The sequence below is a fragment of the Erwinia sp. AC075 genome, assembly GCF_979253995.1.
The window spans coordinates 184103-199700 of sequence record NZ_CEEDEU010000001.1; the positions used below are offsets into that span (position 1 = coordinate 184103).

The 15598-nt window shown below is 55.7% G+C and carries 15 protein-coding genes; 8 read left to right on the forward strand and 7 right to left on the reverse strand.

From position 1 onward, the window contains the following. Nucleotides 1–102: 102 nt before the first annotated feature. The gene (locus tag AC0IXH_RS00815; RefSeq protein ID WP_471719758.1) at nucleotides 103–1341 is read right to left on the reverse strand and encodes a DUF1479 domain-containing protein; all 1239 of its coding nucleotides are present in this window, start codon (nucleotides 1339–1341) and stop codon (nucleotides 103–105) included. 120 nt (nucleotides 1342–1461) lie between these two features. Here AC0IXH_RS00815 and AC0IXH_RS00820 point away from each other — a divergent pair, with 120 nt between their 5' ends. Both AC0IXH_RS00820 and alaC read left to right on the forward strand, forming a co-directional pair. Further along, a complete protein-coding gene (locus AC0IXH_RS00820; RefSeq protein ID WP_471719759.1) occupies nucleotides 1462–1989 on the forward strand; it encodes a GNAT family N-acetyltransferase in 528 nt (175 codons plus the stop codon). Nucleotides 1990–2107: 118 nt separating this feature from the next. After that, nucleotides 2108–3343, forward strand: coding sequence for an alanine transaminase (gene alaC, locus AC0IXH_RS00825; RefSeq protein ID WP_013203262.1), 1236 nt, complete (start codon nucleotides 2108–2110; stop codon nucleotides 3341–3343). Nucleotides 3344–3394: 51 nt separating this feature from the next. Here alaC and ypdK read toward each other — a convergent pair whose 3' ends face one another. From ypdK to AC0IXH_RS00840, 3 genes are all read right to left on the reverse strand, one after another. Continuing rightward, the gene (gene ypdK, locus AC0IXH_RS00830; RefSeq protein ID WP_105760737.1) at nucleotides 3395–3466 is read right to left on the reverse strand and encodes a membrane protein YpdK; all 72 of its coding nucleotides are present in this window, start codon (nucleotides 3464–3466) and stop codon (nucleotides 3395–3397) included. 187 nt (nucleotides 3467–3653) lie between these two features. Then, complete coding sequence (locus AC0IXH_RS00835) at nucleotides 3654–4682, reverse strand: HlyD family secretion protein (RefSeq protein WP_134824785.1); 1029 nt, start codon at nucleotides 4680–4682, stop codon at nucleotides 3654–3656. A gap of 4 nt (nucleotides 4683–4686) precedes the next feature. Further along, nucleotides 4687–6288 carry an MFS transporter gene (locus AC0IXH_RS00840; protein WP_013203260.1) on the reverse strand — a complete coding sequence of 534 codons (1602 nt, stop codon included), beginning with the start codon at nucleotides 6286–6288 and terminating at the stop codon, nucleotides 4687–4689. Nucleotides 6289–6456: 168 nt separating this feature from the next. Between AC0IXH_RS00840 and AC0IXH_RS00845 the strand changes: the two genes are divergently transcribed. The 4 genes from AC0IXH_RS00845 (at nucleotide 6457) to AC0IXH_RS00860 (ending at nucleotide 9101) form a co-directional block, all read left to right on the forward strand. Further along, nucleotides 6457–7239 (forward strand): IclR family transcriptional regulator, encoded by a 783-nt coding sequence (locus AC0IXH_RS00845; RefSeq protein WP_053144394.1) that lies wholly within the window; start codon nucleotides 6457–6459, stop codon nucleotides 7237–7239. A 12-nt stretch (nucleotides 7240–7251) separates the two neighbouring features. After that, nucleotides 7252–7704 (forward strand): universal stress protein, encoded by a 453-nt coding sequence (locus AC0IXH_RS00850; RefSeq protein ID WP_151036839.1) that lies wholly within the window; start codon nucleotides 7252–7254, stop codon nucleotides 7702–7704. 52 nt (nucleotides 7705–7756) lie between these two features. Beyond that, complete coding sequence (locus AC0IXH_RS00855; RefSeq protein WP_471719760.1) at nucleotides 7757–8563, forward strand: hypothetical protein; 807 nt, start codon at nucleotides 7757–7759, stop codon at nucleotides 8561–8563. 250 nt (nucleotides 8564–8813) lie between these two features. Then, complete coding sequence (locus tag AC0IXH_RS00860) at nucleotides 8814–9101, forward strand: putative periplasmic lipoprotein (RefSeq protein ID WP_013203256.1); 288 nt, start codon at nucleotides 8814–8816, stop codon at nucleotides 9099–9101. Between the two features lie 119 nt (nucleotides 9102–9220). On the opposite strand, the gene AC0IXH_RS00865 is transcribed toward AC0IXH_RS00860, so the two are convergent. Next, entirely contained in the window at nucleotides 9221–9382 is a 162-nt protein-coding gene (locus AC0IXH_RS00865) for a hypothetical protein (RefSeq protein ID WP_471719761.1), read from the reverse strand. Between the two features lie 296 nt (nucleotides 9383–9678). Here AC0IXH_RS00865 and AC0IXH_RS00870 point away from each other — a divergent pair, with 296 nt between their 5' ends. Continuing rightward, the gene (locus tag AC0IXH_RS00870) at nucleotides 9679–10560 is read left to right on the forward strand and encodes an SMP-30/gluconolactonase/LRE family protein (protein WP_053144385.1); all 882 of its coding nucleotides are present in this window, start codon (nucleotides 9679–9681) and stop codon (nucleotides 10558–10560) included. A 56-nt stretch (nucleotides 10561–10616) separates the two neighbouring features. Here AC0IXH_RS00870 and AC0IXH_RS00875 read toward each other — a convergent pair whose 3' ends face one another. Together AC0IXH_RS00875 and AC0IXH_RS00880 are read right to left on the reverse strand one after the other, a co-directional pair. Beyond that, nucleotides 10617–11843: an L-lactate MFS transporter gene (locus tag AC0IXH_RS00875; protein WP_134824780.1), complete on the reverse strand. Its 1227-nt coding sequence runs from the start codon at nucleotides 11841–11843 to the stop codon at nucleotides 10617–10619. A 191-nt stretch (nucleotides 11844–12034) separates the two neighbouring features. After that, complete coding sequence (locus AC0IXH_RS00880; protein ID WP_013203252.1) at nucleotides 12035–13285, reverse strand: mechanosensitive ion channel family protein; 1251 nt, start codon at nucleotides 13283–13285, stop codon at nucleotides 12035–12037. Nucleotides 13286–13612: 327 nt separating this feature from the next. On the opposite strand from AC0IXH_RS00880, the gene AC0IXH_RS00885 reads away from it, so the two are divergent. Next, nucleotides 13613–15547, forward strand: a complete 1935-nt coding sequence (locus tag AC0IXH_RS00885) for a methyl-accepting chemotaxis protein (protein ID WP_471719762.1) — start codon at nucleotides 13613–13615, stop codon at nucleotides 15545–15547. Nucleotides 15548–15598: the final 51 nt, after the last annotated feature.

The following is a 15598-nucleotide window of genomic DNA, read 5'->3' on the forward strand; positions in this document are numbered from 1 at the left end:
AGGGAAGAGGGGAAAGGGCTATGATAAGGAAAGCGGGCGGGATGTGCCAGGCATCGGCGCAGTGATTTGCGCCGATGCCTGTCCAGATCAATTTCGGATGGGCTATTTCATCTGGGATTTGCCCAGTTCGGTCAATTCGGCTTCCGTTGCGCGGCCGACAAAGTCCACTTCGAAATCATCGGCGGCAAAGTCCGGCGGCGAGCGGCCCTCGATAAAGGCTGGCCACTGACGCTGCAGGTAGGCTTCATTTTTCGCACACCAGGGCGCGGCAGAAATGTACATCACGTTGCTGTCGAAATCGCCCTGATGTTCATTCTCAACCGAATGGATCACATCGCAGTGCCAGAATACGGTATCGCCGGCTTCCATATCAGGAATTGCGGAAATCCCAGTCAGCAAAAGGGGATGCCATTTTTCACTGATCGAGAGTGCACGGCCCGGCGCCGCGCCACAGAGATCGTCTTCCGGCACATCATCCTGGACGGCACGCAACAGGATCCACGCCATCACGTTTGCTACCGGCAGCAGGTTCAGCGTACCGCCGTGTTTGCGCTGCGGCGAAAGCGCCGTCCAGCCCTGAAAGGTGCGGAACATTGAGCATACGGCCGGTGACGCAAATTCACGCACCTCGGTACGCATTTCTCCATCGAATGGGTTATATTGCTGCCAGTTGCCGCTGAAAACGTGACGGTAAACGTGGCGGAAATTCTCATCCAGCCAGCGTTCAAGCGAGCCGCCATCAATGTGCGGCGACAGGCCAAGTGACCCCGAGTTCGGTGGCCGGCGACGCGTGCGATCGGCATAGCTGACGATGCGCGCAGGGTCGAAATGCTGCTTGCCGTGACTTTCGGTTTGCCACAGCGTATTCAGGAATACCTGTACCGCGTTCATCCGCGCGTGCTGGCGGGCTTCAACCTGCGGCTTCGACCAGTAGATGCCGTAAATCTGCGGTTTACCCTGTTTGAGATCGCCAAAATAGTTGTCTTCCGCCGCATGCTTAAGGCGCTCGACAAAGTTATTACGGTCAAGGTAGTCACCGACTTCCTGATTCCAGGCCTCGGCCTGTTCCTGGGGAAAAACCCCGTGGATGACGCAACAGCCACGTTGCAGGATCTGCGCTTTTTGCTGGCGGGTGACGCGGTGCTGAAGTATATCCTCGGCATCCAGCTGCGGCACGGGATTTTCACCGCGTTGCTGTTGCGCATTCAGTTCGGCAATTTGCTGGCGGATGTTGGCATCAACTTCAGCAAATACGTCTGCATAGTTCGGCAGTGCCTTGCGCAGCTGACGTTTAATATCCGCAACGGCCTGCGGGATGTTATCAATGTTGAGGGAAGACATGGCGATTCTCCTGTAACACTCTCGTTATGGTTATGTAGGGTTGATGTGAATTACAGCGCTTAAAAGCGGAAATTAAAAGGGGCTAAGTTTGTGCGAGACTTCCCCTTTTGTGAGGGCACTATGCATCTGTTTACCGAACGGCTGGAGCTGAAAGGGTTAAAGCCGGAAGACTGGCAACTTTTCCATCGGGTCCATACCGATAAAACCAGCATGGAATTTATCAGCGCCGTGCCGCAGCTGGCCGATATCCGCCAGCGTTTTCACGATCGTCTGGCCCCGTGGCAGGTCACCAGTTTTCATATGCTGTGCCTGACCGTCCGCTTGAAAAGCAGCGGTGAGATCCTTGGGCTGATTGGCGCCAACGCCGAGTGGGCACCGTATCGCCAGGCCGAAGTGGGCTATTCCTTCCTTAGCGAGCACTTTGGCCATGGCTATGGCAGCGAGGCATTAGGCGCGCTGGCGGGCTATCTTTTCGAACATTGTGAGTTTCATAAACTCAAAGCGCAGGTGGTGGAAGGCAACTGGGCCTCGCGGCGGGTGCTGGAGAAAAACGGTTTTATCCTTGAAGGCACCCTACGGGATAATTATCTGTTACGCGGGCAATGGGTGAACGATTGGGTGTTTGGAAAGCTGAAAAGCGACGCCTGAAAATATTTTATCCCGCCTCTCGACAGGGCAGCGGACTCTACGTTATGTTCGTTGTTCGACCAGTTTCTGGTCAGCGTCGCTCGGATGGTCCGGGCGCTAACGTAAATCAGAGGTATCTATGGCTGACAACAGCTCACCACGCCGTTTTTCCCGCATTGAACGTCTTCCCCCTTACGTGTTTAACATCACGGCCGAACTGAAAATGGCCGCACGCCGTCGTGGCGAAGACATCATCGATTTTAGTATGGGCAACCCCGATGGCCCTACGCCGCCGCATATCGTGGAAAAACTCTGTGCTGTCGCTCAGCGTGACGATACTCACGGCTACTCTACCTCGCGCGGTATTCCGCGCCTGCGTCGGGCCATTTCACACTGGTATAAAGACCGCTATCAGGTGGATATCGATCCCGAGTCTGAAGCGATTGTCACCATCGGCTCAAAAGAGGGCCTGGCGCATCTGATGCTGGCCACGCTGGATCACGGTGATACCGTGCTGGTGCCGAACCCAAGCTATCCGATTCATATTTACGGTGCGGTGATTGCCGGCGCGCAGGTGCGTTCCGTGCCGCTGGTGGCGGGCGTCGACTTCTTTACCGAGCTGGAGCGGGCGATCCGTGAAAGCTATCCAAAGCCGAAAATGATGATCCTCGGCTTCCCGTCTAACCCAACCGCGCAGTGCGTTGAGTTAGATTTCTTCGAGCGCGTGATTGCGCTGGCGAAGCAATACAACATTCTGGTGATCCACGATTTGGCCTATGCCGACATCGTCTATGACGGCTGGAAAGCTCCGTCGATTATGGAAGTGCCGGGCGCGCGTGATGTCGCCGTTGAGTTCTTCACCCTGTCGAAAAGCTACAACATGGCCGGCTGGCGTATTGGCTTTATGGTTGGCAACAAAGAGCTGGTGGCGGCACTGGCGCGAATCAAAAGCTATCACGATTACGGCACCTTTACTCCGCTTCAGGTCGCCGCCATTGCGGCGCTGGAAGGCGATCAGCAATGCGTGAAGGACATTGCCGAGCAGTATAAACGTCGTCGTGATGTGCTGGTGAAAGGGCTGCATGAAGCGGGCTGGATGGTCGAAATCCCGAAAGCCTCGATGTACGTCTGGGCGAAAATCCCCGATCATTACGCACAGATGGGCTCGCTGGAGTTCGCCAAGCATATGCTGCAGGAAGCCAAGGTTTGCGTCTCGCCGGGCATTGGCTTTGGTGATTACGGTGATACCCACGTGCGCTTTGCGTTGATTGAAAACAGCGACCGTATTCGTCAGGCGGTGAGAGGCATTAAATCGATGTTCCGCGCGGATGGCATTTTGCCAGGCGCAACGAAGCTGAACGAAGAAGAAGCGTAAGGACTGGGGTCAGGCCGTGTGGCCTGACCCGCTTAATCAGCCCTGGCAGGGTTAAACCATCAGATAGAAGGTGCCAACCCAAAGTAGCAGGATAAAAGAGATCCCCATCAAAGCATATTTCACCGCAAAACTCCTCTGAGCGCCTACGTCTGGGGCGATCCCGGGCCTGCGTAACGCGAACAGATACGATACGGCAGACAGTTACGCCCTACCGTATCAGGTAGCCATAAGAAGCTTATGGCAGGATCGTTCGCTAATTTACCCGCTCTGTTCCGCAAAATAAAGCCGATTGTGCTATGAATCACTGGTATCACGGCGTCTCGATGGACGGGATCACCGACATCCCAACCCGCAAACGCGCCACATCGGCCTGGCCCGGTTCAAACACAATCTTCACCGGCAGGCGTTGCACCACCTTGGTGTAGTTACCCGTGGCATTATCAGCCGTGATCGCCGCGAAGGTGGAACCGGTGGCCGGAGCAATACTGTCGACATGCCCGCGTAACGTCACGCCTGGCAGCGCATCAACCTCAACGGAAACCGGCTGGCCTGGCTTGACGTCGGTCAACTGAGTTTCGAGGAAATTCGCCACAACGTAGGTCTGGTGCAAGGGAACCACCGCCAGCAGGCGGGTTCCGGCGGCCACCCACGCGCCCTGACGGACCGAGCGTTGACCGACTGAGCCATCAATCGGTGCCGTAATGGTGGTGTACGACAGGTTCAGGCGCGCCTGATCGACACTGGCGGTTGACGCGGCGATATCGGCTTCAGCCTGTTTGATACTGGCCTGCAAAATACCCACCTGCTTGCGTGAGGCGAGGGCAGCGGCCTGACTCTGACGCAGCTGAGCCGAGGCTTCACGCATTGAGGCGTTGGTTTTCTGCTGCTCGTCGGCGGTGGTGGTGCCGCTTTTTAGCAGGCGGCGATAACGCTCGGCATTCTGTCCGGCATAGTTCAGCGTTGCTTCACTTGAGCTGACCGCCGCATCATTCTGCGCAATGGTCGCCTGCTGCTGATCGAGCTGCGCCTGAACGCTGGTGAGCTTGGCCTGGCTGACCTGCAGGTTGGCTTCTGCGGTTTCCAGCGCGACGCGGTAATCGCGGTCATCGATGGTCGCCAGCAGGGCGCCGGCCTTAACCGCCTGGTTATCACTGACGTTAACGGTGCGGATATACCCCGACACTTTTGGCGCAACCAGCGTGTAATCCGCGGTCACCACGGCATCATCGGTGCGTGACTGGTGGCGATTCATTGCTGACCAGACAAAAAACACGATGCCCAGCAGGATCGCTAACAGCAGCACTAACATTAAGGTTCTTTTGGCAGGTGTGAAGCTCATATTATTATCTCGTTGCTTTTGCGGCTTGTTGTAAAAGGGTTTGCGGCGGATAAACACGCTTGGGTAGCCAGGCGGTCAACAGCACCATCAGCAGGGCAAAACCAATGATCAGCAGATAGGCATCGCTGATGCTAAGGATCACCGCCTGATGCTTGAGCAGCGTGGCGAAGTGGCTCAGGTTTTCTGTTGTGCTGGCGCTGCCATCCGGCAATAACGGCGTCAGGCTGCTGGCACTGGCAGAGGTGTCTGCGGTCATCAGCCACGGGCGATTGCCCAGGTTATCGACCAGCGTATGCGAGTGAAACTTCTCGCGGTGGGTAAGGAAATTCTCCACCAGACAGCTGGCCGCCACGCTGGAAAAACCGCGCACGGTGTTAAACATGGCCGAGGCAAAAGGCCCTTCCGGTGGCAGAACCACGCTGGTGGCGCTCATCAATACCGGCAGGATCAGCATCGGCTGGGCGAAGGCTTGCAGCAGTTGGATCAGCCAGAAGTTCTGTCGCGCCCAGTCGTCAGTCAACTGCATGCCCATCAGGCAGGAGATGATCATCAACGCCGCGCCACAGGCCAGCATCCAGCGGCAGTCTATCCAGCGCCGGTTGAGTAACGCCGCCATAAAGGGCGCAATGATCAGCTGCGGCAGACCGATGGTCAGGGCCAGCGGCGCAAACTGCACCGTACGGAATCCACTGACCTGACCGAAGTACCCCGACGGCAGGGCAGATCCGGACAGCGACACCATCAGTACGCCCGCCAGCACCAGCAAGCCATGGGTCAGATTCCGGCGCTCCAGCATCTGCAACTTAAACAGCGGCAGCGGGTGATACCACTCGTTGATAAGGAAGACGATCAGCAAGGCAAAGGCGCTGAGCATCATGCCGCTAATCAGCGGCGAGGCAAACCAGTCAAGGCGTTCGCCCTGGCTCAGCGACAGGATTAACAGCGCAATACCGCTGGTGCCGGTCAACATGCCGAACAAATCGATCTGTTTAAAACGCTCAAAGCGGGTGGGATCCTGCGGAATTCCCCAGCCAATTAACAGGTTGGCGATCAGGATCAGCGGGATCACCTGCCAGAAGACGAACTGCCAGCCGACCGAATCGGTCCAGAATGCCGCCAGCGACGCGGCAATGTTGGGGCCGAAGGTGGCGGTTAAGGCATAGGCAGCCAGACCATAAAGCTTGATCGGCGGCGGCAGAAAACGCAGTGCCACGGTCATCAGCATCGGCGGCAGCGCGCCACCAAAAATCCCCTGGATCACGCGTAACGCGATAAATAAAGAAGGCGTGGGTGCGAAAGGCTGCAATAAACCCACCAGCGCAAAGCCGGTTGCGACGGTCAGGGTAAAGCGCCGCAGGGAAAACGTCACCGCAAACCAGGGAGCGATCATCATCGCGGCGACTTCTGCCGCCTGATACACCGAGGTGATCCAGCTGGCCTGGTCATAGCTGAAGCCAATGGCTGCCCGCACATCGGCCAGCGCCAGGTCAGTGACGCGGTCGTTTAATCCTGAGGTCAACGCAGCGATCAGTACACCCACCAGTCCCAACGCCAGACGCAAGGTAAACGGGTGGGGAGCAGGCGGCGCTGCTGGTTGAGCAGTCATAGCAGGGGCTCCGTCAGGAAGGAAATAAAATTACGATGCACTGTATTGCATTGTGGTACATTTGCCGCAGAGTTTACAGTGTGAATGGGTGTATTGCAATGTGATACAGCCTGCCTGGAACGGTAAATAAGTGCTAAAGTATCGTCATCAAGCAAGGAGCAACGGCGTATGTCTGACCCTACAACACAGCGTGAGGATGAGCGCACTGGGGGGATCCAGGTGATCTCTCGTGCGGCGAAAATATTGGATGCGTTGGGCAACCGGCCCGACGGCATGAGTTTGGGCGAAATCGCTCAGGCGGTGGATTTACCCCGTTCAACCGTGCAACGCATCGTCGCGGCGCTGGATTCGGTGCAGCTGGTACGCAGTCCCGGCGCAGGCGGCGTCCGGCTTGGGCCGGCATTGCTTCGGCTCATTGCCACGCTGCATACCGACGTGGTGGCGATTGCTCAACCCTGGCTGCAGGCGCTGTGCGATGCCACCGGTGAAACGGTTTCTCTGGCGCGTGCCAGCGGATTGCAGCTGGCGATCGTGCATTATGTGGTGGCCGATCGTGAGCTGCGCGTGGTTCCGCGCATCGGCCTGAATCTGCCGTTGTACAGCACCTCCGGTGGCAAAGCGCTGCTGGCGCTGGACAGCGATGAACAGGCTCGCGCCGTCGTCGGCGATGCCTATGAAGCCATTACCGATCTGACCGTTAAGGCGTTTCCTGAACTGATTGAACGCCTTAAGGAGATCCGCCGCACGGGTCTTTCGTACGATCGGGGCGAGACGCTGGAAGGGATCTCCACCATGGCGGTGGCGATCGATACCATTCTGGGCCGTTTTTCCATCAGCTTGCTGGTTCCGTCTACCCGTTTTCAGAAGCACGAGGCGCTCTACCGTACAGAGATCCTTAAATGCAAAGAGGCGCTGGTGGATGAGATAGGCAAAGCGGCCTTACGTGACTGACAGGAGAGGGAAATGAAAACGCTTTTAGTCGCCGTTGATAATTCCGCTATAGCCCGCAAGGTGGTGGCACTGGCCACTGAACAGGCGCAGGCTTTGCAGGCCAACGTTGTTGTGCTGTGCTGTATTGATGCCAGCTATGCCAGCACCACCGGCACCTACCTTATCGAGGCCGGGGAAGACCCGAATGATTTCGGTTGCGCGCTGGATGAGCAAAACACCGCTGAAGCCGCGGTGCGTCAGGCTCTGGCGGAACTGCAGCGCGCCGGCATCGCCTCCACCGGGCGTGTGGTGGCCGGTGAGTCCGCGGAAACCATCGTCGCGCAGGCCAACGAACTCTCTGCTGCGATGATCATTATGGGCCGCCGTCATCTTTCCTCTTTTAACCGTCTGCTGAAGGGCTCTGTCAGTGCTGCCGTGATCGAGCGCGCCAGCTGCCCGGTGCTGGTGGATGTTCGGCTAGATTAACTCCGCCTATTGGGCCGCGCATCGCGGCCCGCCTCTACAGGTATTTACTGTCATGTCCCAGGCTACACTCATCTCCTTTATTAGCGGCCTGCTGGTCGTTTTATTTCTCGCGTGGTTGTCAAAGCGGGGTTCCCTCAGTAAAGCCAAAGCGGTTTTGCTGGCCTTTATGCTGCTGTTTGCCGGTAACCTTTATTACTTTGGTTTTGTGGCACCGCAACAGCAGCAGGAAGCCCGTCTGGCTGCGGCAGAGCAACGTCTGGCGACGCTGCCGGTCTACCGCACCATCAAAGATCAGCAGCCGGCACTTTACCAGACGTTGGATCAGGAATTTATTCGCGCCTTACGTGAAGGCAACAGCGAGCAACAGGCGCTGGAACGGTTACGTCCGATGCTGCCAGACCTGCTGAATCAGCGCATCAGCTATGCCGGCGATCGGCAACTACATGATTATATGGCCGTAGCGCTGGAAGAAATGAAAGTCATCAGGCAGAAGGACAGTGCACTCTGTTTCAAATACCTTTTCCCTCAGGTGGAAGGTGGCGTTAACACCGCAGAAATATTACCCAAGGCGCTGATCGACAAAGAGATGGCCAGCATTGATGATTTCCTGCTGCACAGCCACGGCGCACAGCAGCAGGTCGATGTGGCGAAGGGCCGTGCCGCTCTGCAAACCATCGTGCGTTCGCTATACGGCAAGTGGGGCAGCGATCTGCAAACGCTTAACTCCCCGGCCGAAGCGGGTTCTGATAAAGGTAAACTCTGCGATATGACCATTGACCTTTATCAGTCGGTTCTGGCACTTCCGGTTAATAATTCTGCAGACGTTTTACGTATTATTCTCGACGGTAACGCGAATTAAGCGCAAAAAAAAGCCCGCTCGCCGCGGGCATAACACATTGTTATTGTAAGTCATTCATGGTGTTGGCAGACATTAAAATATGTCTGTACGGATAATCGCATCCCTTTCCAGATAGCGCCAGACGGCTTCCTGAATCGATTCAATTGGTAAAACAATGCATTTGCACGGTAAAGAAACTGCAAATGCGGGATTTTCCGATGGCGTCAGGAAAGTCGGCTGTTATCATGCCGCACCGAACGAAGGAGCTAAAATGAAGAAGTTAGTGACTGGCGCCGTTGCGCTGGCTGTATTTGTATTAGCCGGTTGTACTTCCAGCAAGCCAGGGGCATTTGAAAAAGTTGATGAAGATCCTGCGGTAAATACTGTGCAGTATCGTTTTAATCCGTCCACCGTCAATAAGATGGCGATGCAAGAGGATGTGGAACGCTACTGTACAGAACGCGGGTTTGATAAAGTGGAACCGATTAAACCGCAGGAAAGTCGGGTGCCTGGATTAATGAACGCCTGGTATCAGTGTAATTACAGCATTAAAAGCTAAAACGAAAAAAGGGCGGGGAAAATTCCCGCCCAATATTTTTTTCAACGATCTTATTATATTGCCGTGTGCAGGCTTTGCCCGCTTGAGGATGAGTTTCCTCACCCTCTTAGAATTTCTGCTTACCAGCCCCGATGCGGGCCATTTCCGTGGTGATAGCCGCCATGATACCCGTTATGATAACCGCCGCCGGGATGTCCGCCACGATATCCATCATGCACGATACAACCGTTCAACATCAGCATTACGCCCAGAACCGAGACAACTTTAATGAGTTTTTTCATTGTGAATGCTCCTTCACTTTTTCAATGACTACAACTTTACTTGAGAAAAGTGGAGGAATAATGCCGGTTGTGTAGAGTTATTTAATCAGGTATTTCCAGATATTTCAAATTTGTGTTTAATAATTGCGGCATAATATTCATAAATAAGATAAGACCTAAAATAATCCGTTTCCATCCGGAATGCTCTTAATTTAGCACCAGCGACGAATAAACCTTAATACGAATCAATTTCACCTCAGGCCGCCACCGACATCAAATATGCAGTAGACTTAGGGCAGACTGACTAAGGAGAAACTATGAGTTATCAGGTAGAAAACGTGCTGTCGGCGCAGGCGGAACTGGGTGAGTGTCCGGTCTGGTCTGTCAGGGAACAGGTCCTCTATTTTGTCGATATTCTGGCGCCTGCTTTGCACCGGTTCGATCCACAGAGTGGTAAGCATCAGGTTTTCCCGGTGGCTGAGGACATTGGCTGCTTTGGCCTGAATGCTCAGGGTGGATTTGTTGCTGCATTACGCAGCGGCGTCTGCATGCTGGATGATCACGGGCAGATTACTCAGCGCATCGCGCCAAATCCGGGTGATGCGGAACGCAGCCGTTTTAATGATGGCCGCGTCGATCGCCACGGTCGTTTCTGGTGTGGCAGCCTGTGGGAACCGCAGGATCGCAACGGCGGCAAGCTGTGCCGTCTGGATGAACACCTGACGCTGACGGTGCAGGCTGAAGATATCAAAATCTCCAACGGGCTGGCTTTCTCACCAGACAGTCGCTGGATGTATCAGACCGATACGCCAAACGGCGTGCTCTGGCGTTATCCGATGGATGAACAGGGCGAAATCGGTCCACGCGAAGTGCTGCAACGCTTTGTGCAGGAAGAGGGCGGTTTGCCTGATGGTGCCGCCGTCGACAGTGAAGGCTTCTACTGGGCGGCAATGTTTGATGGTTCCCGGGTGATCCGTCTCGATCCCGCTGATGGACGCATTGTGGATGAGATCCCGTTGCCGGTTCGCTGGCCGACCATGGTGGCATTCGGCGGGGAGGATCTGAAGACGCTATATATCACCAGTTCACGCGAAGACCGCACGGCAGAAGAGCTGGCGCGCTATCCTCAGTCAGGCGATGTGTTTGCGGTAAGAGTGGCGGTGGCAGGGATTGCGGAGCCGCTGTTTCAGGCGAAATAATCCGGGAAGGGACATCTCAACGGTGTATGAATGGGGCGAATTATCGCCCCATTTTTTTACGCGTGCTGCAGCGCCTTTTTCTCTTCTTCCGCACGGTGCGGTAAGCGAATGGTGGCAGACATAATCAGCGAAATCACCAGCAGGGCCATAATCAGGCTGAAGGTGATGGTGAAGCCGCCAAACAGCGAAGCAATCAACGACCCCAATACGCTACCGATACCAAAGCCCAGATAAATCAGCCCGTAGTTTTTGGTCAGATTGTTCAGGCCGAAGAAGTCGCTGACCAGCGAGGGGTAAACGGTAATGGTGCCGCCAAAGCTGAAGGCCACGCAGGCGATAGAGATAAAAAAGGTGGTTTCATTCATCTGGGTAAACAGCAGGATGCTCATGCCCGCCAGCGAGACCACCTGCGCCAGAGTAATCACCCGGATACGGGCCATCTTGTCGGACATCACGCCGAGGATCAGTCGTCCACTCAGATTAGCAATGGCGATAATGGTCACCGCATTGGCCGCCGTTTGCGTCGACAGATGCACCAGGCCTTCGCCAATATCTTTCGCCACGCCAATCACATACAGGCCGCTCATACAGGCGGTCAGAAACATCAGAGCCAGCATCCAGTACTGCGGCAGACGCACCGCTTCCGCCAGAGAGAAATCGCGGGCTTTACTGTGACTGCCCTGCGCTGCGGCAGATTGTTTCGGCGCTTCCTTCATAAACAGTGCGCCGGTGACAATTAGCGCCATCGCCAGCAGACCCCAAATCAGGAAGGTATTTTCCAGACTGTAGACGCTGAGCAGGTAGCCGCAGATAAATTTAAAACCGAGGCTGCCCAGACCGTAAGCCCCAATGGCACAGGCGGAGATCAGCCCTTTGCGTTCCGGGAACCACTTCACACAGTTCGACAGGGTCATCAGATAGCCGGCGCCATCAGCCAGTCCCACCAACACGCCCGCGCTCAGATACAGCATAAACAGGTTGCTGGAGTGCGCCGTCAGATAAAAACCAATCGCCATCAACACGCCCGCACCGATGGTGACGTTGCGCACGCCAAAACGCTCCTGCAGCTTGCCGGCCAGGGAAGAAGCAATCGCCAGCCCCAGGCTCAGCAAGCCAAAGGAGAACGCCACCTGGCTAACCGGGGCATCCAGCTTATGCGACAACTGACCATTAAACAGGCTCCAGGTATAAACGGAGCCCAGCGCGAACTGGGTAATGATGGTGCCGAACAGGGTTAACCAGCGGGTACGGTTAACGCTTGTGCTGACGGGCTGTGTGCTCATGGAAAGCTCCCGGGGGAAAGTTTAAGAGAATGAGCAGATGATAAGCCGGGACTTCACGCGCGGGGAGAATAGGGCATGAACTGCCGTCAGAGCGGAATGAAATGCCTGTTAGCGGGTATGAATGGCATGGCGAAATGCAGAGAGAGCGTTGGCGGACGGGCTTTTCAGCAACCCGTCCGCCGGTTCAGCCCTTATTCCGCGGGGGAAAAGCGCATATTGCGCATATCATTGCCGGTTGGCGTCTGGTGCACGCGCAGGCCGAATTCAGGCAGCAGCGCAAAGATGTGGTCAAAGATATCTGACTGGATCTTTTCGTACTCCAGCCAGACCGTGGTGTTGGTGAAGACATAAATCTCAATCGGCAGGCCTTCAGAACCCGGCGCCAGCTGGCGAACCATCAGCGTCATATCTTTGTGGATCTGGGGATGAGACTTCAACCAGGCTTCGAGCCAGGCGCGGAAGGTGCCAATATTGGTCATATGCCGGCCATTCAGTGGCGTGGTGAGATCGCAGCCCAGGCTGGCATTGTGGTTGGCGACTTCAGCGACCTTGCCGTCGAGATACGGCGTCAGCAGCTGCGCGCGATTCATCCGGGCGATCTCTTCATCTGACAGAAAATGAATGCTGGTGGCATCAATATTCAGGCTGCGCTTGATGCGGCGGCCACCGGATTCGGACATGCCGCGCCAATTCTTAAACGAGTCGGAAATCAGCGCGTAGGTCGGAATGGTGGTGATGGTTTTGTCCCAGTTGCGCACTTTCACCGTGGTCAGCCCGATATCAATCACGTCACCATCCGCGCCGTATTTTGGCATATCCAGCCAGTCACCCATTTTCAGCATATTGTTGGCCGAAAGCTGAATGCCGGCGACCAGGCCGAGGATCGGATCCTTAAACACCAGCATCAGTACGGCGGTCATCGCACCCAGACCGGTCAACAGCACCAGCGGGGATTTGCCAATCAGTAGCGAGATCACCATCAGCCCAATCAACAGGGTGGCGATCAGTTTGATGCTCTGAAAAATGCCGCGTAACGGCAGCTGGCCGGCAAAGCTGCTGTTATCGGAGAGCTCCAGCAGGACGTCCAGCAGCGAGTAAAGAATCAGCAGGGTGAAGATCATCAGCCAAACCTGACTGGCGATCATCAGCACGGAATAAATCGGCTCGTCGCCCTTCAGGAACACCTCAAGCTGGATTTGCAGCAGCACGCCCTGCATCAGCAGCGCGAAACGGCTGAACAGCTTTTTATCAATAATGGATTTTGGCCACAGGTGTGAGGATCGGTCGGCAAACCGACGCAGGAATGGCAGCACCGCGCGGTGCAGTAAGCCATGCACAATCAATGAGATGATGGCAATCAGGGCGATGATGGCGAAGAGCGCAATCAGGGGCGCGTAGGGCAGGTCGAAGGCGGTCAGCCATCCGGTTATTAAAAGTTGCATGTGGCTATTATCCCTTCAGGTGAAGCTGTCCAGAGTGCAGTTTCAGTCAAAAAATATCGTTCAGGCGGGCCTTTGGGCTCATGCGAACCCCAGCCTCCCGGCCTTTGACAGCGCAGACGTTCCGCTGCCAGCCGTTATTATCAATTAAGCGCGGCGATGAATGAAGGGTAAATCCGATCCTTTACCTGCGCTGACATACTCTGTTTAAGGTTTTCTCGTGGCAGGCCGATAACCCGGGGATGTGATGGTTAACAATCACGCTGTGTCATCTCTTACGCCACCCTTTCTCTCAGTTATCACGACTTCTTTACTATGAAGGAAATCACTATGCCGGGGATCCCAGTTCGTCTGTCAGGGAAATTGACACTAGGTGGCATTTCGATGCTGCTACTCATCACATTAATTGTTTATCTTGCCATTTCGCTGCGCGGCCAACCGAGGGTGATCGAAGCCAGTAACAGTCTGATCCAGCAGACCGGCGAAAACATTGTCGGCCAGCTGAATCAGCAGTTGATCCGCATTGAAGGCGAAGTCGTCAGCATGGCGCGTCTGGCGGAAGTGCTGCCCCATCAGGACGATTTATTCAAAAGCGTGCTGCCGCAGATTATCGACAGCAAAGGTGACAAAAGCATTGCCGGTGGCGGCATCTGGCCGGAACCGAATGCCTTTACCGAGGGGGTTGCCCGCCGCAGCTTCTTCTGGTCACGCGGCGCCAACGGCACGCTGGATTACTCCGACGGCTACAACGATCCTGCCGGTGCGGGTTACCACAATGAAAGTTGGTACACCTCAACCAAAGCGGCATCGCGCAGCAAGTGTAACTGGTCCGAAGTGTACCAGGACCCGGTTTCCAACGTGAATATGGTCACCTGTAGCGTGCCTTACACCGCAGGCGACAGGTTTGCCGGCGTGGCAACCTTTGACGTGCTTTTGGACAACCTGTCTGGCTTTATGGCCAAGAATGGCAACCTGACCGGCGGCTATGCCTTCGCGTTGGATCAGTCTGGAAACGTGCTGTATTTCCCCGGCAGTAAAGACAAAGCGTTGAAGAAATTCAGCGCGCTGGCGGATGAGCAGAAGTGGCTGGCGCCGGTGGTAGAAGGCCTTGCGACGGCAGCCCATCAGCAGGGAACCACCACGCTGAATAATTTGCAGGATGATTACCTGCATACCCGTGCTCAGGTCACGCTGTTTAAGATGCCGGATACCGGCTGGGTGATCGGCCTGGTCACGCCGGAAGCAAACGTGACCGCGTTGGCCAGAAATATCATGCAGGATATCTTCGTGGTGCTGATCCCGGCGCTGCTGGTTCTGCTGGCGGGTGCCAGGTTGTTTGCACGCGGGCTGACCACGCGTCTTGAATCCACGCGTGCCGCGCTGGATGAGATTGCCAATGGCGATGGGGATTTAACCCGCCGTCTGGATGCTTCCGGCAAGGATGAGATCGCGGAAATTGCCGTATCGTTTAACCAGTTTGTCGACAAGATTGCCGGGGTTATCACTAATGTGCAGGCCAGCGGCATCAACGTGGCTGCCAATGCCACCTTCCTGGCAGAGGGCAATCAGGCCCTGTCGGCGAAGATTGGCGATCAGGCCGCTGCATTGGAGCAGAGTGCCGCTGCGATGGAGCAGCTCAACGCCACCGTGCAGCAGAATGCCGAGAACACCCGCCTGGCAGATGCCTTCACCGAGCAGACGGCGCAGATTGCCCGCAGCAGCAGCGAAGTAATGCATAAAGTGATTGATACCATGGCGACCATCAAAACCTCTTCCAGCCGCGTCGGCGAGATCCTGAGTGTGATTGATGGCATTGCCTTCCAGACCAATATTCTGGCGCTGAACGCTGCGGTTGAAGCCGCCAGGGCCGGTGAGCAGGGCCGTGGATTTGCGGTAGTGGCCGCCGAAGTCCGCGCGCTGGCACAGCGAAGCGCTAATGCGGCGCAGGAGATCAAAACCTTGATCAGCCAGTCGGATACCACGGTGCTGGCAGGCAGTAAGCTGGTGGAAGGTGCAGGCGAACAGCTGGAAGGTTTGGTGAACGACGTGCTGAAAGTGAAGCAGGTGGTTGGTGAAATCCGCGTTGCAGGCGATGAGCAGAGTAAAGGCATTGGTGAAGTGACGCTGGCCGTCTCGCAGATGGAGCGCAGCATTCAGCAGAACCTGCTGTTGGTCAATCAGACCGCGGAAAACACCCAGGCACTACGGGCAGAGGCTTCACAGCTGGCTCAGGACATCTCTTCGTTTAAGGTGGCTACCTCGTAACGGCCGGACGTTAATGCAAAAACCCGGTCCAGATGCTGGACCGGGTTTTTT